The organism is Spiribacter vilamensis, assembly GCF_004217415.1.
In the GTDB taxonomy this organism is placed as follows: domain Bacteria; phylum Pseudomonadota; class Gammaproteobacteria; order Nitrococcales; family Nitrococcaceae; genus Spiribacter; species Spiribacter vilamensis.
This window is the reverse complement of sequence record NZ_SHLI01000001.1, coordinates 590,228-608,160: the sequence shown is the minus strand read 5'-3', so window position 1 is coordinate 608,160 and position 17,933 is coordinate 590,228. Positions and strand designations below refer to the sequence as shown.

Below are 17,933 nucleotides of genomic sequence, written 5' to 3'. Positions count from 1 at the left end.
CCCTTTCCTAATCGCCCGTTTGTCCCAGGATCGCCATTCGCACGGCATTGATCAGGCTCGCATCGGCGAACTGCGCTACGTCGGACTGATCGGTTGCCCCCGGCTCAAGGGCGGCATTGATGGCCGCCGGCAATTCGTCCTCGTTTGCAGCAGCATGAACGTTGCGGTGATTCCGGAATTTCTCGACGGTTGCCAACTGGTGGTCATTGCGGACCTCGCCCAGCGCCATTCGCCGGGGCATGATCACGATGGGCTTGGGGGTTACCAGCGCGCTAATGATCGACCCCATACCGGCATGGGCCACAACCAGATCGGCTTCGGCGAATCGGCGGTCATATTCGTCCCGCGTCAGAAATCGTGCCCACTCGATATTTTGCGGGTAATAGCCCTGCCCACCCGGATCGGCAATCTGCGCGAAGACCGCCACAGTGGGGTGAGAAGCCCGCCAGATATCAACGCCGCGTACCAAGCGGTCGAATGGCAATTCGGAGCCAACGCTCACCAAAATCATATAACCGCGCCTCGGAACACCGGTCGATCGCCTGCCCCGGGTTCACCGGCGAGTTCCGGCCACTGTGTAAGCCATAGATCGGCATAAGGCCCGATGCGCCGTCCCGCGAGCGAGAGCTCAGCCGCGTTGGCAATACTGTCGACCCAAACCGTGCGTGAGCCAAGGATTCGACCTAATCGCAGCGCGAAATACCCGGCCGACGCGCCCGTCGTGACAACGGCATCCGGCCGCTCCCGGACTATTAACCGCACCACCGCCAGGAACTGCCAGGCAAGGCGCAACTTATGGTGCATATTGGCCGGCGGAATCACATAAAACCGTGGCGGATCAATGTCGTCCGCTCGAATCACATCCGGCCGATAGCCGGCGTCGGTCGTGGCATAGGCGACATCACAGCGAACCCAGGCCGGTCGCAGACGCAGGAGCTGCGTCCAGTGCCCACCGCCCGATGCGATGAGCAGCACGCGGGGTCGGGCATTTATCGCGCTCTGCCGCTCAGACTCTTGCACCCGCCATCTCCCGAAACTTTTCGCTGGAAGCCCGCAGTGCCTCGAAACCACCCCTGGCAACGACAGCGCCATGCTCGAGGAGAACGACCTGGTCGCAGTGCTCGACCGTGGTCAGCCGATGCGCGATGAGGATAATGGTCTTTTCGTGGTGCAAGTCATTTATCGCCCGCATCACCGCCTTCTCGGTCACGCTGTCGAGCGCACTCGTCGCCTCATCGAACACCAGCACACTGGGATCATGGTAGAGCGCGCGGGCAATCCCGATTCGCTGGCGCTGCCCCCCCGACAGGCGCACGCCGCGCTCGCCGACCATCGTCTCGTACTGATCGGGCATATCCCGGATTATGAAGTCATGAACCTGCGCCATGCGGGCGCAGCGCTCGACCTGCTCATGATCAATCTGCGCCGGCGGAACACCGAGCGCGATGTTCTCGGTCACTGTCGAGTCGGTAAGAAAGATATCCTGTGGCACGTAGCCCAGCGCGCCCTGCCAGGCGCGCAGGTTGCTTTCGGTCACCGGTTCGCCATCAACGCGCAACGCGCCCTCAGTCGGACGCAGGAGCCCGAGCAGCACATCCACGAGCGTTGTTTTACCTGCCCCGGTACTTCCCACCAACCCGACAGAACTGCCCACGGGAATCGTTAATGCAATCTCTTCAAGCGCGGGCTGCGTCGCGTTCGGGTAGGTAAAGCTGATCCGGTCCAGCGCTACTTCGTACCGTGGACGCATCGGAGCTGGCATTCGGCCGCGAATCTCGCAAAGCTCAGCGCGATAGCGCAGGTCGTTGTAAGCGCTGTCCAGCGCGGCTTCGCCAAAGCGCATCCGTGCCGCGCCACCATAGATGTGATTGGCGGCGGGCAGCATTCGATACGCCGCGAGGGCATACAGCCCGAGCACCGGCAGAACCTGTCCCAGACCATCTCCCTCTACACCACCATGAATCGCCATGAGCCCAAGCGTCAGAGCGATAATACCCCCCATTGCGACTGCCTCGATCAGGAATTTGGGCACCTCCGCGAGCGTCTGTGTCGTGGACTGGTTACGGGCCTGGGTTATCGATGGCCGCAGGAAGCGTTGCAGGTAAGCGTTTTCCCTCCCCAGCAATTTAATGTCCTTGATGCCGCCGAGCGCCTCACCGGCGGCCTCAAAGCGCTCCTGGTTGGCGCGGGCGCGCTCTCGTCCGATCTTTCCCAGTGGCGTACGAACAGCGACATAAATCAGCCCGTACATCGAACCAATCGCGAGGGCCACAATCCCGGCAAGCACCGGACTGACTACGACGAGCAAGGCCACGATGGAGACGACGACCACGCTGTACGCTACCAACAACATGGCCGGGCGAAACACACGCGCCACCAACTGATCCACCTCAGAGAGGATATTCTTGGCCATATCGCCGCTGTGGCGATCGAGGAAAAAAGCGTAGGGCTGACGCAGGTAGGTTTCCAGCAGGCGAGCACTGACGCTGTGTCGACGCATTTCGATAAACCGGTTCATCGCAAAATGCGTAACCGTCCGAAACAGCGCCGAGAAAATAAGGAGACAGAAAACAGAGGCACCGAGGACCACCAGGAACGTGTCCACCGACTCAACGCCCAGCATCGCATAGAGCCTTCGGAGGAGTGGATTACTTTCGACCACGCCTGGATTGCTCAGCACACTCAGAAACGGCATCACCGACGCCACGCCTGCCGTTTCGAGCAGCGCCATGACGATCACCATGCCGAGGACCAGCGCACCCCGGCGTTTCTCCCTGCGGGACAGTAAAAACAGGATCTTCCCTAGCACCTACATTCCTTCCCTGATCCCCATGATTCAGAGCATACAGACTTTCACTGGCTGAACGGCGCCTCTGTGCCCGAAAAAGCGAGGAAAGGCACTGAACGTCGCGAGTTTACTCAGCCCCTGGGACTTTTGAACGGTGGCTTTCGTTTACCGATCTCTCAGCGCGGTCATGCGAACAGTGGTAGATCAGTTTTTGTCTATCGGCAGTCAGAGATGACTGCCATATCCTTAAGGAAACGCTGATTGCCAAGTTTGAGGGGTTCTATCCTGGGGCGGCAAGCACGGACGCCCGCCGATTGGCCTGGAGCGCATGCCGCGCGTGATCATCGGTCAGCAACAACTGCCCGCGTTCCGGAGAAGAGGTGTGTTTTGAAACCGGCAACCAAACGACAAAACCGTCATAAAGCACATCAATGGGCCGAGACGAGCGCGATTCAAGCCGCGACATCGCCTCTGCAGGCCGTTTATAACACTGAAACGGCTTTAGATCCGCGTTTCGCTAAGTGGTCCGGGTGTATGTGTCGTGCTCCTCTTCCCCACCCTCCGAGAACAGATTTCACAAAAACATCTACAAGCGATTCGAAGTCATGGCTGTGCGTGAATAATCCGGAATTTTTATGACTTTTTTCTTCCGCAGCGGACAGGCAATTTATACTGGTTATGACCGGCTAAAGGCAGATTATTCATTTGTTTTTTCCAGGAACGGACATGCTTCAAGAAGCGGAATGCTAAGCCGCTCCTGCTCGACATTGAATTGATGAGTGGCCAGATTCTCTAGCTTGTCAGCCGACTGATGCCAGTCGACTGTCTCTGGCTCGGTCATTCCATACAAACCAACAGATTCTAAATAGTCAACAAATTTAATGTTATCACCGATCAACCGATCTTCCGATGCAATCCATGTAGACCGCAATCCATAAGCGTGTGAAACAATGAGTCCATGAAGTGACGATGCCAGTGTTGCTTCACAGCTCAAGATCTCGCTAATCACTGTTTCTACGCTTTGAGTGACATCTACAACATGTAAGTCGTATCTATGCTGAAGCAACAAAGAAACTTTCTCGAAGTCAGAATAATGCGGGATAATCCCAAGGCGGTATTTCCTTTCAACTATCGGAGCGTACACCTTAGGCAGTACAATAGCCGGATCGCCAAAAATATCTGGACACTCGTAACCCAGCTGATGAGCCCGCTTCATCGAGCGCGGCCCCCTAACTGCGTAAATTTCCAATGGTTCCTGAAATTCGTCATGAGCCGAAATGATTCCACTTCCCCAAACATGAACCCTTTCCGGGACCGTAATATGCCGCAAAATGGATCCAGCTGTGGCTATCGCTTCAGCGCGATTTCTAAACCGACCCTTCGTCAATGACGGGCGACAGAATAATGGGCGATCTCCAGTCATTTTCCAGAAGAGATAGGGGCCAACCCAGTCGCCGAAATTACGTGGCTCATACCACGACCACAGAATATTTCGGCGACTGGTTAGTCCCAGCTTCTGACAAATCCTGACAACCCGATTCGGCCGGCGCAAGCGGAATAACTTTTCACTCAAAGCTGTTTCTATTTTCAATTATCAGAAAACCCATATGCCTACTGGTTGAAAACCTCGGGACCCGGCCTCGACTCGATCTGCCGCGACAGTTCCGGCTCAAGCTCCAGACCTAGCAAAACCCGAAGTGAATGGCGCTCTCTACCAAGCGAAAAATCCTTTCTTATTCGACGATAGCCGGCCAGCCCGAGTCGGCGACGAAGCTCCCGGTCATGAGCCAGCTCTGTAAGTGCATCGGCATGCGCCTCGATATCCCCCGGCTCGAAAAGGATGCCTGATATGCCGTCTTCGACTATTTCCGGGAGGGATCCGCTTCGGCCGGTTACCACCGGCAGACCAACCGCCATTGCCTCAAGGAATGCAACGCCAAGTGCCTCGGTTTGACGACTATTACCGCCCGTTTGATTATGTGCCGTAAAGATGTCCGACTGCTCTCGGAGCTGTTCACCCTCTGCGGCAGTCACAGAACCGGGCAGATAGACGTACGACTCGAGCCCCAATATCTCGACAAGTTGTTCGCAGACCGTTTTCAACGGACCGTCCCCCGCCATGACCAGTATCGCCTCAAGCCCCTTTTCACGAGCTCGGGCGAAAGCTCGGATGGTCGTATCCGGACCTTTACAGTCAATAAAACGGCCCAGATAAAGGATTCTCAGCGGCTTCGATGGATCAGATGTAGCGACCAGTTTTTCCGGTGTTTCGTCCTCACACGGCACTCCCAGGTATTTCATGGCGATGCGATCAGGCTTGACGCCGATCCGTGCGATGGAAGTGGCCGTTGTTTTAGAATTGGCAATAAACTTGACGTTGTCGGGTAGTGTTAGGGCGGCTTTCTGATACCCCGGTGGATGGACGTGAGTACGTCCCGTTATACCGGGTCGTGCGCGCTGTAAATCCCAGCTAACATCCCAGCCGTGGCAATGTACAAAGACAGGCTTTTCAGTGGCACTCCAGACTTCCCGATAGCGAACGGCATAGACGAGAAAGTGGACAAAGACGCAATCAACGTCAGCCCGCGCGACTGCATTCGCCAGTATTCGTGAGTGCTTATAAGTCTCACAGCGCTTGCGTAAGCGGTCTGATGGACCTGGCCACTTCCCCCCGATCCGGTTCAGTATCAACGTCTCGAAACGTGACGTATAAGCTTCCGGTAATTCCTCGATATCAACAAGAAGCGAGATATCTTCCCCAACCATATCGACCATTCGTCGCATCCAGAGTTGGGAGGCGGCGGTTAATCTCGGCGCAATGAAAAGCACACCCATTGGAAACCGCCCTTAAGTCATGCCGGGACGGCGGATTCGCTGACGCAGTCGTATGGTTAAACGCCTTACCAGCCCGCGCCAGCCAATGAGGTTGCGGGCCGGTGTCGTATCGGTCTGCAGAATCCTCGCCTGCCGATGACTCCGGGCACGCCATTCCGCCAGCGAGGTGATGTTTTTACTAATGGCGGTTAAAGGGCGCTTGGCCAGGAATGCTTCGTCCGAGTGATACGGGTAATAAGCGGAACGGGCATCATCCATGTGCTCTTCATGAATGAAAGGGAAATACCAGCCCACATCCCATCCACTAGCCGCGACACGCCAGCAATAATGGGTAAAAGACTCGGTGTCGCGGATCGGGCCTGCTTCATCTAAGACTGCCCGCTTCATCACATAGCCGCTGCCCTGAACATGGTGGTGTGTCATTAGACGGTGGCCGCCTGGAAGCTCCTTTATTTTGGGCTCGGCTGCTTCTGGCAGGAAATCTTCGTCATAGAATCGCCAACAGGCCACAAGGCCTAGCGAGGGGGCATCGTCAAGGGCGTGCCTGAGCGACGCTCCCCAGCCCTCGGGCAGCAGGCAGTCATCATCAACCTTCGAGAGATAATCTCCATCGGCGTTGGCCCAGAACCAGTTAGTTGGCTCGCGGAGCTTTTTATTCTCCTCGCACACTTGGAGAGAATGCACACTTGGGTGATCCTTGAGGTCATGCACCACAGCGAGCGTTTCGGGGTCGGTCCCGTTATGCCAGAGCCAGACCCGCATCTGGTCATCGCACGTTCTGAGGAGCTGCTCGAGCGCCAATCGCGTGAATACCGGCCGGTTATAGGTAATCATCAGGATATCGTGCATACGAGAGCTCATTTGAACCAATTACTCAGAGTCACCAGCGATAGTCTCGCTAGCTGATGGGTTTTAAGGTATCGCTTTCCATCGCCGACTGCGTTGCTCACGGATTGACGATCGCCATGCCGGTAAGCGGTGAGCGCTGCACGATAGGCACTACGGGAAAGAAGGCGGGAGAATCGCCGCCCGGAATATCGCGCCTCGTTCCGCTGAACAGCACGAAACGCGTAAAACGCACAATCCACGGGATCGGCTGAAATATCTCCCGGCCGAGGCGGATGCGACCACCAGGTCGCGATAGGAGTGGCGCACCAGGTGGCATGGCAAATCGCCCGCATCACCAGCTCAAAGTCGTGTCGCTTGATCTGCGTGACGTCGAAGCCGCCGATCTCCTGAAGGATTGATCGTGAGATCACGATCCCCGTGGTCGGAAAGCCCCAGCCCCATCGCAACCGCCAGTCAAGGAACGTATCTCTATCGAGGCCGGTTGCCGCCTGCTTTAAGGGGTGACCTGATCGCATTACCCCAAAGCCATCACGGGCTTGCTGCCCGGCGGCGAGCGGTGACGCGTAGAAAACGCCGTCATTTCCTGCTTCAAGCAGGACACGCGCTGTTGCCAGATGATCGAGGAGCCAGTGGTTATCCGCATCAAGGAAGGCAACCCACTCGCATGACGCCTGCGCAATGCCAGCGTTGCGGGCCGCGGCAGCATTTCGGTGTTCAACCCGCAGGATCCGGTCCGGGATGCCCGTCGCGGCCGCGATTGCTGCACTGTCATCATCGGAGGCATCGTCAATCACGATGATCTCCGTCGCCGGATAAGCCTGCATCCGGACACTTTCAAGTGCTCCGGCGATCGTACCGGCGTTGTTGTGGCATGGAATGATGACCGAGCATCGCATGATTCTCTCTGGTACCTGCTATGCAAATTCGCTATAAACCGCGGCGAGCGCACGCCCCTGCGCCGATGCATCGAAGGACTGCTCGACATGCCGCCGAGCCGCGGCCGTCAGCTCCCACGAGAGTGCCGGCTCGTCCACGAATCGCGCCAGGCAGGCGGCCAGGCCTTTCACGTCACCTTCGTCCGCCAGCAGACCTCCGACCCCGTCTTCCACGACGCCGGGAATATCGGCGTGTCGGCTGCTGACAATCGGTATGCCGATCGCGGCCATTTCAATCAGCGTCACCGGTGCACCGCCTTCGGTATCTCCGTCGCTGGCGGTAACGCTCGGCGAGAGAAAGACATGATGCGCATCGCTTTCTTTTAGCAGTCGTGCGTAGGGCTGATAGCCAAGAAGCCGTGTCCGGTCCATCAGGCCGGTCTCGGCCAGGACTGCCTCGATTCGGTGCTTTTCCGCCACCGATTTCGGATGGCTGCCGGCGTCGCCGATAAGCGTAAGTTCCACCGGTACTCGCTCGGCCAGCAGCGCGAGCGCCCGGATGCCGTAGGTCAGGCCCTTTTTCTCCCGGAACGACGCGGCCATGAGCACGCGCAATGGTTCGTCCGGTTGCCGCTGTCTCGGCCGGAACTCGAGCGCGCCGGTATCGACACCCAGGTGGTGCACGCGGAGCTTTTCCGCGGGACAGCCCAGGTCGGCCAGGCACCCCGCCATGTGCTCGCCTTCGCAAAGCACGCGATCGGCGAGTCCGAACAGCTCGCTGTAACGATCGTGCCAGCGCGGATCAGCCTGAGGCAGCGCGCTCATGTCGACACCATAGAACGTCACGATGTGACGAAGGCCAAGGCGGTTGACCGCGCTCGCGACCATGTAACCGGCGTAGCCGAAGTGCGAATGCACGATGCCGGCCCCGGTCTGTTCGGCAACATGGGCTATTAACGCGGTACGACGGCGCAGGTGGCCTCCCAGGCGTCGGCCGCCACGATAAAGCACACGGCATTTCTCCCCCGGTGTCAGCGCGTCGTAACTGTTGAGCCGGGGCACCGGTACCTGGTCTGCATCACGGGTACTACGGCATACGACGTGCGAGCGAATCGATGAAGGCAGGTACGCAACCTGTGTGTAAATCCAGCGCTCGGTCAGCGGTAGCCAGGAGGCCGTATTCACGATCACATCGGTGGTGGGCCGGGTTGCGTGCTCCACCATGACCGCTCAGCCGGAAACGGTGGACGAGCGGATGGTTGCGGTGACCGCTTCGACGACGTCGTTGGCATCCTCGTCGGACAACCGCACCGAGAACGGCAGGCTGACCGTCTGCCGCGAGATGCGCGTGGCGTGCGGGAAGTCCGCCGGATCCCAGCCGAACTGGCGCTGGTAGTAGGGCTGGTCCGGCAGGCCTGCATAGTGAATTCCGAGGCCGATGTGTCGAGCGTTCATCCCTCGCATGAACGCATCGCGATCCATGCCGCAATGGTCCGGATCGACCTGGAGGGTAAACAGATGACGCGCGTGTCGGGTGTTGTACGCCGGGGGAGCAGGGAGCCCCACGGGGACCTCCGACAGGGCCTGCCGATAGCGGTCCCAGAGGGCAACGCGGCGGTGCCAGTTGGCCTCGAGCCGATGCAGCTGGTGGATACCGATCGCTGCCTGGAGATCGGTCATGTTGTATTTGAAGCCGCAGTCCACGACCTCGTAGTGCTTGTAGCCATCACTGCTGAAGCGATTCCAGGCATCACGGCTGAGGCCTTGCAGCGATAGCATCTTGACGCGCTCCTGGCCCGCCGTATCCCGCGCAAGCACCATGCCGCCCTCGGCCGTCGTCATGTTCTTCGTGACGTAGAAGCTGAAGCAACCGAACGCCCCGAAGGTCCCCAGCGGCTGCCCGCGGAACTCCGCCTCGGTGGCATGGGCACAGTCCTCGATAATCTCCAGGTCATGCCGCTGCGCGATGGCAACCAGTGCATCCATGTCGCAGGGACGACCGGCGAGATGGACGGGCAGGATCGCCCGCGTGCGTGAGGTGATGCAGTCTTCGACACACTGCGGATCGATGTTCTGCGTCACCGGATCGACATCCGCGAGAACGGGCGTCAAGCCGGCGTGGATAATGGCGTTGACGGTCGCACAGAACGTCATCGGCGAGGTGATGACCTCGTCGCCGGGTTTCAGGCCAATCGACAGGAGGCTCAGGTGAAGCGCCGCCGTGCACGAGCTCACGGCGACCGCACGGGCGGTCCGCCGGTACGCGGCGAAATCCCGTTCCAGTCGATCCACGCGCGGTCCCTTGCCGATCCAGCCGCTGCGCAGGCACGCCACGACTTCGTCGATCTCTTCCTCACCGATGTAGGGTGCCCCGAACGGGAGAAACTCATCCTTGCTACGCGTCATATCCGCCCATCCGAATCGGCAGCGCCACGGGCGACTGCCTCGATCTGCTGACCGTGTGTTTCAAAAAAACCTGTCATACTGCGCTTAGCGTTGTCGCAATCGCCTTCGCAGGCCGCGGAAACCGCGATGACCGCACCATCGCGCCGTCCCCCGAGCAGCGCGGGGATCTCGAGCATCTTCGCCCGGACGGCCTCGCCCGTTGAGTATCCGCCGATCACATACCAACTCCAGAGCAGGCGCTGATCACCCCTCGATTCGAGATGCATGGCCCGAACCGCGCGCCGGTCATTACCGATGCCGATCTCGTGCATCTCGCTTCTCAATGTCCGCCAGTTCGGGGCGAGTTCATTGCGTGACGCAAGCAGCTTGGAGTCGGGTTGCTTGCCAAGATAGCGCGCGATGTAGACATCGACCTGGTTTTCCCCGGGCGCGCGGAATGCGGATCGTGCCTGCATGTGCGGGGCATGGAATTGCGGTGACCAGGCCGGCGTTGCTGCACTTTCATGCCACTCTCCACCCGGCGCCGTGATCGCGCTTATGTCGCGTGGTGTCGGGGGTGCCTCGGGCCCGGCATCCGTCAGCGCCGGCGCGGCGGTCAGGGCGGCAACCACCCCTCCTGCAACGACAAAGGCTTTCACGGATGCGCGCGCGGGTGGATTTTCTGCCCGCGGCATGGCGGTCTCTGGCTCGCGCGTCTCGAGTCGACGGGCAAGCCACAGGACGGGCGCCATGGCGACGATGAACACCAGCCAGCCATACTCATCGTGGCTTACCTGGATGAGGTAGTGCTGCATCTGCGACCAGTGACCGATCAGGATCAACGTATAGATCCGGATCCAGTTGGCGATCATGGTGAATACGACGGCCACCGCCACGAGCAGGATGCGTGTCCGCCAGCGCTGGAGCCAGACCATGGCGTAGAAGACGGTGAGAATCAGCCCGACGATGACATACTGCAGTCCGGCACAGCCCTTCTCGATCTCGAAAGTCCCGGAAGGGATCGTAATGTAGTAGAGATCGATATGTGCGGTGACATCGCTCAGGCGAAGCAGCGCCGAGACCATCGCCGTCGAGATATCCTGGAGGATGCCGGTGGAAAGGTCCCAGACGGGCACCGTGAAGTAGAGAAACCCGACGGGCACCATCATGACGGCGGCGACGGAGAGACCGAGCAGTCCGGCAACCGCCGCGAATACAACCAGGGGCACGGCCATCTGCATTCCCAGCGTGAAATCGAGCGCCTCGAACAGCGCGTAGATCCCGAGAGACAGTGCAAGGCCGACAATGCCGACCACCGAGGGAGCGACGCGGGTGACGGGCACCCGCGACAGCATGACCCAGGCCAGCCACGCCGCCATGGGAAAGACCAGAAAACTGTGGTTGTAGGAAAACCGCCAGCGCTCGTAGAGGCGTTCGAATCCGGTCTCGAGGCCGACCGCCATCGCAACGGCAGTCACCGCCAGAGCCAGCCAGGCGACCCAGTAAGATGAAAGATGGGCAACTACGCGCCTGAAAAAACGCGATAGCGCATTGGCCCGTTCCGCCGCCATGACCGCTTTAACCAATCTCATCAGCTCCTTTTGATGATCGGTAACCTCTCTTCTACTATGGATAGCCTTTCATTGGAATAAGCGGTATTACTGGCATCACCTATTTTTTCGAGCGACGGCCAGCGGACAGGGCGATGAAACGACGCGGCATTATTCTCGCCGGCGGGGCCGGCACCCGGCTGCACCCGGTGACATTGGGTGTGTGTAAACAGCTGTTGCCGATCTACGACAAGCCCATGATCTACTATCCGCTCAGCACGCTCATGCTCACCGGCATCCGCGAGGTGCTGGTGATCTCCACCCCCGACGACATCGACCGGTTCCGGCAGATCCTCGGCGACGGGTCGCAGTGGGGCATGCAGATCGAGTACGCGATCCAGCCGCGGCCGGAAGGGCTGGCCCAGGCGCTCGTCATCGGCGAGGATTTCCTCGCCGGACAGCCCTGTGCGCTGATACTCGGCGATAACCTGTTCTTCGGCAGCGGCCTGACCGGCCTCCTTCGCTCGGCAGCGGCGCGGGAGCATGGCGCCACCGTATTCGCCTATCCGGTGGTCAACCCGCAGGCCTTCGGCGTGGTCGATTTCGATGCCCGCGGCCATGCCCTGGCCATCGAGGAAAAACCATCCCGACCATCCAGCCGTTTCGCCGTCACCGGACTCTATTTCTACGACGGCGACGCCGCCAGGCGGGCCCGGACGCTGACACCCTCCGAGCGTGGCGAGCTCGAGATTACCGATCTCAACAATCAGTACCTGGCGGACGATGCGCTGCATGTCGAGCGAATGGCGCGCGGTATGGCATGGCTCGATACCGGCACTCACGACTCGCTGCTCGATGCCGGGCAGTTCATCCAGACCCTCGAGAAACGCCAGGGTCTGAAGGTCGGCTGCCCGGAAGAAGTCGCGTGGAACGAGGGCTGGATCGACAGCCTCCAGCTCGAGCGGCTGGCGCAGCCACTGATCAAAAGCGGGTATGGCAGCTACCTGATGGACCTGCTGGAGCGGGAGGCATGATCGTCACGGAGCTCCGCCTGCCGGGGGTGATGCTGATCGAGCCCGATGTCTTTCGCGACCCCCGGGGTTTCTTCCTCGAGACTTTCCAGGCCCAGCGCTATCGCGAGGCGGCCGGCATCACCCTCCCCTTTGTCCAGGACAACCACTCCCGCTCGCCCCGCGGCGTACTTCGCGGACTCCATGCCCAGCATCGTTACCCCCAGGGCAAGCTCGTGCGCGTCGCCCGCGGCGAGGTCTTCGATGTGAGCGTGGATATCGACCCCGCGTCGCCGTATTTCGGCGTCTGGACCGGCGCGGTCCTTTCCGACGACAACCAGCGCCAGCTCTGGATACCGCCGGGCTATGCCCACGGCTTCCTTGTGCTCTCCGACGTGGCGGATTTCGAGTACAAGTGCACCGATTACTACGTGCCGGATGACGAGGTCGGCCTGGTCTGGGACGACTCGGCCGTCGGCATCGACTGGCCGCTCGCAGACCCGGTCCTCTCGGACAAGGACAGGGCATGGCCGACGCTCGCGCAGATCAAGGCCGACCGATGACGATCCTGGTGATCGGTGCCTCGGGCCAGCTCGCCTCTCACCTTCGCGAGCAGATACCCTCGGCGGTCTTCCGCGGCCGGGTCGATCTGGATCTGGCGGAGGCGGCGACGATTGGGCCGGCGGTTCAGGCACTCGCCCCGTCCCTGATCATCAACGCGGCCGCCTATACGGACGTGGACGGCGCCGAAAGCGAGCCGGCGACGGCCTGGCGGATCAATGCCGAGGGGCCGGCGGCGCTGGCCCGGGTAGCGGAGCAGCTCGGCGTCCCCCTGATCCACATCTCTACCGACTATGTCTTCGATGGCAGTGCCGAGGCCGAGTACGGTCCCGATGCCGGCACCTGTCCCGTCAACACCTACGGCCGGACCAAACTCGCCGGTGAGCTCGCCGTTACCACGCTCTGCGAGCGCCACTGGATCCTGCGGGTCAGCTGGGTGTTCAGTGAGTTCGGCAGCAATTTCGTCAAGACAATGCTGCGCGTGGGCGCCGAGCGCGACGCGCTGCAGGTGGTTTCGGACCAGTACGGCCGCCCCACTTATGCAGGGGATATCGCAACGGTTATCCGGCACCTGGCGACATCGATCGCGGAGCCGAGCCTCCCCTGGGGCATTTACCATGCCGTTGGCGGTCGAATCGTTAGCTGGTACGAGTTTGCCGGCATGATCTTCCGCGAGGCCACCCAACGGGGGCTCCTGGAACAGGCACCCGCGGTGGAGCCGATTGCTACCGCAAGCTATCCGACCCCGGCGACGCGGCCCCTGCGCGCCGTGCTCGCCCCCAGTCCCGCACTGAACGCCGCGACCGGCTACTCACCGGACTGGGAAATCGGGCTGACCCGGACGCTACAGGCCCTGTCCTGATACGCGCGCCTCGTCGTCGGGGCTCTCCACGGCGGATGTCGGGAGCGTCAGGCGAAAAGTCGTGCCTTCGCCAACCTGGCTGGTCACGGTCAGTTGACCGCCGTGACGCTGCGTGAACTCCCGCACCTGGTGGGCACCGATCCCCATCCCCTTGGTGGACTTGGTGGTATGGAACGGCTTGAACAGCCCGTCCCGGATAAATGCCTCCGACATCCCCGACCCGCTGTCGCGGACCTCGAGGGTCACCTGGCCGCCTTCCTCGCGAGCGGCAAGCAGGATCATGCCCTCCTCGGGTGTCGCGTCCTGCGCGTTGCGGAGCAGATGGATCACCACCATGGCGAAGGCCTCGCGATCGGTGTCGATATGCGCCCCGCGGACGTCGAGCTCAAGCGACGGCTCGGGCCGGCGATCGGCACAGCGTGAGACCGCTTCGACAAGCAGATGATGGACATCCACCTGTTCGCTGAGGTGACTCACTCTACGGCGCTGCATGTATTCGAGGATGTGTTCCATGCGCTTCACTGAATCGCCGATGGTCGCGAAGGCATCGTCCACGAACGCCGGATTATGCTTGTGCCGATCCGCGTTGCGGACAATCAGTGACTGCTGGGCGATGAGGTTTTTGAGATCGTGCATCAGAAAGGCGGTGAGCTGGTTGAATGCCTCGAACTGGCGGGCCTGTGCCAGGGCCTGGGCATTCTCGTGCTGACCGAGATAACTCGCGACCTGCTTGCCCAGTGTTTTGAGAAGGTCGCGATCCTCCCACTTGATCTCGCCGCCACTACGGGGGCGGGTGAGCAGGAGAATGCCGGTCAGTGTCTGCTGATACAGCAACGGCACAATCGCCCACGCTGCCGGTACGCGCCGTACGGAGTCAGGGAGTTGCATATCGCGATAGCGCGCGGGGATCGCATCCAGCTCCGCGACGTCGACAATCCACTCGCTGTCACGGAGGAAGGTGACCAGGGACGCATCCCGGGGAATGGTCGCCTCGGCCGGCGGATCGATCCGCCAGCTGGCCGATAGCTCGAACCCCTGGTCTCCGTCACGCCAGAGCAACCCCGCAGGGCTCTCTACAACGTCCGCCACCACCCGCACGGCCCGCTCGTAAGGCGTTAGATCATCCTGCGCCTCGGCAAGGCGCTCGGTCAGTCGCAGCCATTCCTCGCGGTAGTCGTACTTGCGCGTGAAGAAATGCTTGTTGATCAACACCCGGAACCGGCGTCGGATGGGCTCCGATACCAGCAACAGCAGCAGGCCGATCAATGCGCCGGCCACCAGCACGATCTGCGCGAATGCTCCCCAGGTCCCGCCGAAATCACGGACGTAATAACCGCCCAGCGCCACCATCAGCAGATAGCCGCCCACCGCCAACAGCGTTGTCGTCTGGAACACGACTTCGCGGGAGAGGAACACTGGAACCTCCCATTCGCGGTTGCGCCGTGCAGCGATCAGGATCATAGGCACGGCAAGGGCGGTGACTAGACCGCGGGCATCCCAGGCCGAAATCTGCATTTGCTGGTAGAGCAAGCGAAACGAGTAGAGGTAGACATCGTAGGCGAGGATGATGCCGACGCCGATGCACAGAAAACGGATTGATGCGCGGTTTTCCGCGGGAAGACTACGCAGCAGTTGTTCGAGCAGAATCAACCCGAGCACCGCCAGCGCGAGGGCCGGAACGGCAAATGATAGATCATCACCCGGGATCCCCTGCATCGACACCGGACCGTTCATGCCATGTCGCATCAACACCGACAGCAGGCTTATCCCCACAAGGGCAATCGTCATGATTGACAGCGCTCGCAGCCAGCCATTGAGACGACTGACAGGGGCAAGCAGCGCGCTGATGAATACCAGCCACCCCCCCGAGCGCAACAGCTCCGCGACTTCAGCGACGACCACTGCCCCGGGGTTGAGCGCCCCCCACGCGAGCACTGCGCCCCACAACGCGGTCAGACTCACGGCGGCAATCAGCAGCCCGCCGCGCAGATCGCTATGCCAGTGCAGCACCAAAAGGAGGGCCGCCAGGGCGAAAACGACCGCGGCCACCGCATAGCTCGCAAAGCCGATCAACGCCACTACCGGTGCCTGTATGCAGAGCCGGGCCGGTTCAAAGCGCCTCGAGAAGTCGCCGAGCCTGCCCCGCCCAGTCCGCGTCCTCGTCCAGTTCCAGGGCCCGCTCCAGATTCACCCGCGCATCGACCGGGTTGCCGGCCCCTGCCAGCGCGGCACCGAGGTGGTAGAGCGTTTCGGGCGCGTCGCTTGCCTGCTCCGCCGCCTCGGACAGAAGCGCTACCGCTTCATCGACACGGCCCTGCCGGAAATGAATCCAGCCCAGCGTGTCCTGAACCGCTGGATTGTCCGGCGCCAGTTCATGGGCCTCCTGCGCCGTCGCGAGCGCCCGCTCATCGCCCGTCTGCAGATAAACCCAGGCGAGATTGTTCAGCACCCCCGGCACCGCACGATCGGTCTGCCTTACCAGCGCCTCGTAATGGCGACTCGCGTCGTCGAATGACGCCTGCTCAAGGTACCAGGCCGCCAGGGCAAGTCGCTGCGGGACGAGGGACAGTGAGGCATTCTCACCACCGGTCGCCAGTGCCTTTTCGAAGGTGGCCGCGGCCGCCTCGGCGTTCCCGGTCGCGCGCTGGATTTCGGCAAGCCGCAGGATAGGGGCGATATTGCCCGGGGCCCGCTCGAAGCCACGCTGGAAATGCAGCGCGGCCTGATCCAGATCACCCGCAGCGGCGGCGGTGAACCCGAGGTTGAAACGCACTTCGGCGCTCGCCGGATCAATATCCCGTGCGCGCTCGAACGCCATTCGCGCCGCCTCGAGACGCCCCTGCGAGAGGTGGATCCCCCCTATCAGATTGTGCGCGCTGATGTTGTCCGGATGATCGGCGGCAAGTTGCCGAGCCGCTGCCAGCGCCACCTCCGGATTAACGTTGCCGGATTGCAGAAGGGCCCGGGCAAGGCTTGTGCGCGTTTGCTCCGACTCGCCATCATTACCGTCTACGGGCTGGGCACCGGCGAGAACCGCTTCAATGTCATCGCCTGCGGCCGCCAGCAACGAGGCCAGTCCCCGCGGGTCGTTGCGGGCCAGTCGCACCCCCTCGATGAGCACTTCGACAGCCCGTTCGCGGGCGTCCGTCTCGCGAAGTGCCGCGACCAGTCTCAGGCGGGCGGGCCGATTATCCGGCGCAACAGCGAGAACATCCTGAAGCAGGCCGATCGCTTGAACGGGTTGATCCTGCTCCATGCGAACCGCCGCCATCAGGGCCTTGGCGCGGACGTCGCCAGACGACGCTGCGAGGGTGGTCTGGAGGCGTTCGACGGCCTCGTCGAGCCGACCCTCGCGCACCGCGACCAGCCCTGCCACGTAGTTCGCGTAGGGATGGCGCTCGCCCTGCCGAAGCATCACCTCCAGGACCTCGGACGCCTCAGCGACTCGATCCTCCTGCAACAGCAGTTCAATCCGCTGCCCCCGAGCCATGAATCGCTCACGCATCGAGGTCGAGCGATCCGTTGCCGGTTGTTCAATAGCCTCGGCCAGGTACTCAATCGCCAGATCAATCTCATTGGCTTCCGCCGCCATGCCTGCGAGCGTGAAAAGCGCCGCGGCGATCTGATCATCGCTCTCCACGGCTCGCTCGAGATGGTCGCGGGCGCGGGCGCGATCGTCCTGCGCGAGTGCGACCCATCCGGTCACGGTCAGTGCACGTACCGAATCCGTCTTGGCCGCCATGGCCGCCTCCGCTGCCGCCTCGGCGCGTGCACTCTCGCCCTGCGCCAGATAGGCGGTTGCCCGCGCCGCAAACAGCTCGGCGGCGACCGCCGGATCTGCGACGCTGTCCGCGGCGATACGATCGATAACTCCCTCGTAATCCCTCTGGGCAAGGAGCGCGGCCGCGAGCAGGGGCTGGAGGCGATCGGCCTCGGCACCAAGGGCTGCGGCGCGTTGCAGCGCGTCGAGGGCCCGGGCATATTCGCCCAGATAGAGGTTGTTTTCCGCTACGCCGAGCCGCGCCTCGCGGTCATCCGGTTGTGTTTCAAGTACCTTGCGATACTGTGCCAGTGCGGCCTGATACTGCCCCCCGGCCTGGAGCTCCACGGCCTGTCCCCTGAGGTCATCCACCGTGTCGGTACATGCGGCCAGTAACGCGACCGACAGGAGAACAAATCCTTTTCGCCATCCGATTCGCATCGCTACTCTCTCCTGCC

General features: G+C 61.3%; 15 protein-coding genes. 3 read left to right on the top strand and 12 right to left on the bottom strand.

Annotation, left to right across the window (positions count from 1 at the left end):
* Positions 1–7: 7 nt before the first annotated feature.
* The 10 genes from EV698_RS03035 to EV698_RS02990 all read right to left on the bottom strand — a co-directional run bounded on the left by EV698_RS03035 (position 8) and on the right by EV698_RS02990 (position 11,324).
* Positions 8–511 (bottom strand): glycosyltransferase, encoded by a 504-nt coding sequence (locus EV698_RS03035; RefSeq protein WP_130502681.1) that lies wholly within the window; start codon positions 509–511, stop codon positions 8–10.
* Positions 508–1,020 (bottom strand): glycosyltransferase family protein, encoded by a 513-nt coding sequence (locus EV698_RS03030; RefSeq protein WP_207220484.1) that lies wholly within the window; start codon positions 1,018–1,020, stop codon positions 508–510. Before EV698_RS03030 ends, EV698_RS03035 begins: the two co-directional genes overlap by 4 nt.
* Positions 1,007–2,743 (bottom strand): ABC transporter ATP-binding protein, encoded by a 1,737-nt coding sequence (locus tag EV698_RS03025; protein WP_130502679.1) that lies wholly within the window; start codon positions 2,741–2,743, stop codon positions 1,007–1,009. The genes EV698_RS03030 and EV698_RS03025 overlap by 14 nt, the downstream gene beginning before the upstream one ends.
* Positions 2,744–3,485: 742 nt before the next feature.
* Positions 3,486–4,379: a polysaccharide pyruvyl transferase family protein gene (locus tag EV698_RS03020; RefSeq protein ID WP_130502678.1), complete on the bottom strand. Its 894-nt coding sequence runs from the start codon at positions 4,377–4,379 to the stop codon at positions 3,486–3,488.
* Between the two features lie 20 nt (positions 4,380–4,399).
* Positions 4,400–5,563 (bottom strand): glycosyltransferase family 4 protein, encoded by a 1,164-nt coding sequence (locus tag EV698_RS03015; protein ID WP_165385703.1) that lies wholly within the window; start codon positions 5,561–5,563, stop codon positions 4,400–4,402.
* A 72-nt stretch (positions 5,564–5,635) separates the two neighbouring features.
* Positions 5,636–6,472 (bottom strand): glycosyltransferase, encoded by an 837-nt coding sequence (locus EV698_RS03010; RefSeq protein WP_165385702.1) that lies wholly within the window; start codon positions 6,470–6,472, stop codon positions 5,636–5,638.
* An 8-nt stretch (positions 6,473–6,480) separates the two neighbouring features.
* The gene (locus tag EV698_RS03005; protein WP_130502675.1) at positions 6,481–7,368 is read right to left on the bottom strand and encodes a glycosyltransferase; all 888 of its coding nucleotides are present in this window, start codon (positions 7,366–7,368) and stop codon (positions 6,481–6,483) included.
* 18 nt (positions 7,369–7,386) lie between these two features.
* Positions 7,387–8,571, bottom strand: coding sequence for a glycosyltransferase (locus EV698_RS03000; RefSeq protein ID WP_130502674.1), 1,185 nt, complete (start codon positions 8,569–8,571; stop codon positions 7,387–7,389).
* Positions 8,572–8,577: 6 nt separating this feature from the next.
* Positions 8,578–9,753 (bottom strand): DegT/DnrJ/EryC1/StrS family aminotransferase, encoded by a 1,176-nt coding sequence (locus EV698_RS02995; protein ID WP_130502673.1) that lies wholly within the window; start codon positions 9,751–9,753, stop codon positions 8,578–8,580.
* Positions 9,750–11,324, bottom strand: coding sequence for an exosortase C-terminal domain/associated protein EpsI (locus EV698_RS02990; RefSeq protein ID WP_130502672.1), 1,575 nt, complete (start codon positions 11,322–11,324; stop codon positions 9,750–9,752). Before EV698_RS02990 ends, EV698_RS02995 begins: the two co-directional genes overlap by 4 nt.
* Before the next feature lie 113 nt (positions 11,325–11,437).
* Here EV698_RS02990 and rfbA point away from each other — a divergent pair, with 113 nt between their 5' ends.
* The 3 genes from rfbA to rfbD are packed head-to-tail and all read left to right on the top strand — an operon-like array spanning position 11,438 to position 13,715.
* On the top strand, positions 11,438–12,316 hold the full coding sequence (gene rfbA / locus EV698_RS02985) for a glucose-1-phosphate thymidylyltransferase RfbA (RefSeq protein ID WP_130502671.1): 879 nt from the start codon (positions 11,438–11,440) through the stop codon (positions 12,314–12,316).
* Positions 12,313–12,855 (top strand): dTDP-4-dehydrorhamnose 3,5-epimerase, encoded by a 543-nt coding sequence (rfbC, locus tag EV698_RS02980; protein ID WP_130502670.1) that lies wholly within the window; start codon positions 12,313–12,315, stop codon positions 12,853–12,855. The genes rfbA and rfbC overlap by 4 nt, the downstream gene beginning before the upstream one ends.
* A complete protein-coding gene (rfbD, locus tag EV698_RS02975) occupies positions 12,819–13,715 on the top strand; it encodes a dTDP-4-dehydrorhamnose reductase (protein ID WP_207220483.1) in 897 nt (298 codons plus the stop codon). The genes rfbC and rfbD overlap by 37 nt, the downstream gene beginning before the upstream one ends.
* On the opposite strand, the gene prsK is transcribed toward rfbD, so the two are convergent.
* Positions 13,698–15,794 carry an XrtA/PEP-CTERM system histidine kinase PrsK gene (gene prsK / locus EV698_RS02970; protein ID WP_165385701.1) on the bottom strand — a complete coding sequence of 699 codons (2,097 nt, stop codon included), beginning with the start codon at positions 15,792–15,794 and terminating at the stop codon, positions 13,698–13,700. The genes rfbD and prsK overlap by 18 nt on opposite strands.
* Before the next feature lie 31 nt (positions 15,795–15,825).
* Positions 15,826–17,916: a tetratricopeptide repeat protein gene (locus tag EV698_RS02965; protein WP_165385700.1), complete on the bottom strand. Its 2,091-nt coding sequence runs from the start codon at positions 17,914–17,916 to the stop codon at positions 15,826–15,828.
* Positions 17,917–17,933 lie beyond the last annotated feature (17 nt).

Excerpts from the sequence above, each read along its gene's own strand:
- EV698_RS03025 (WP_130502679.1), bottom strand. The coding sequence starts at position 2,743 with ATGGTGATCGTCATGGCGCTGCTCGAAACGGCAGGCGTGGCGTCGGTG.
- EV698_RS02990 (WP_130502672.1), bottom strand. The coding sequence starts at position 11,324 with ATGAGATTGGTTAAAGCGGTCATGGCGGCGGAACGGGCCAATGCGCTA.
- EV698_RS03035 (WP_130502681.1), bottom strand. The coding sequence starts at position 511 with ATGATTTTGGTGAGCGTTGGCTCCGAATTGCCATTCGACCGCTTGGTA.
- EV698_RS03000 (WP_130502674.1), bottom strand. The coding sequence starts at position 8,571 with ATGGTGGAGCACGCAACCCGGCCCACCACCGATGTGATCGTGAATACG.
- rfbA (WP_130502671.1), top strand. The coding sequence starts at position 11,438 with ATGAAACGACGCGGCATTATTCTCGCCGGCGGGGCCGGCACCCGGCTG.
- EV698_RS03015 (WP_165385703.1), bottom strand. The coding sequence starts at position 5,563 with ATGGTCGATATGGTTGGGGAAGATATCTCGCTTCTTGTTGATATCGAG.
- EV698_RS02965 (WP_165385700.1), bottom strand. The coding sequence starts at position 17,916 with ATGCGAATCGGATGGCGAAAAGGATTTGTTCTCCTGTCGGTCGCGTTA.
- EV698_RS03010 (WP_165385702.1), bottom strand. The coding sequence starts at position 6,472 with ATGCACGATATCCTGATGATTACCTATAACCGGCCGGTATTCACGCGA.
- rfbD (WP_207220483.1), top strand. The coding sequence starts at position 12,819 with ATGGCCGACGCTCGCGCAGATCAAGGCCGACCGATGACGATCCTGGTG.
- EV698_RS02995 (WP_130502673.1), bottom strand. The coding sequence starts at position 9,753 with ATGACGCGTAGCAAGGATGAGTTTCTCCCGTTCGGGGCACCCTACATC.
- EV698_RS03005 (WP_130502675.1), bottom strand. The coding sequence starts at position 7,368 with ATGCGATGCTCGGTCATCATTCCATGCCACAACAACGCCGGTACGATC.
- rfbC (WP_130502670.1), top strand. The coding sequence starts at position 12,313 with ATGATCGTCACGGAGCTCCGCCTGCCGGGGGTGATGCTGATCGAGCCC.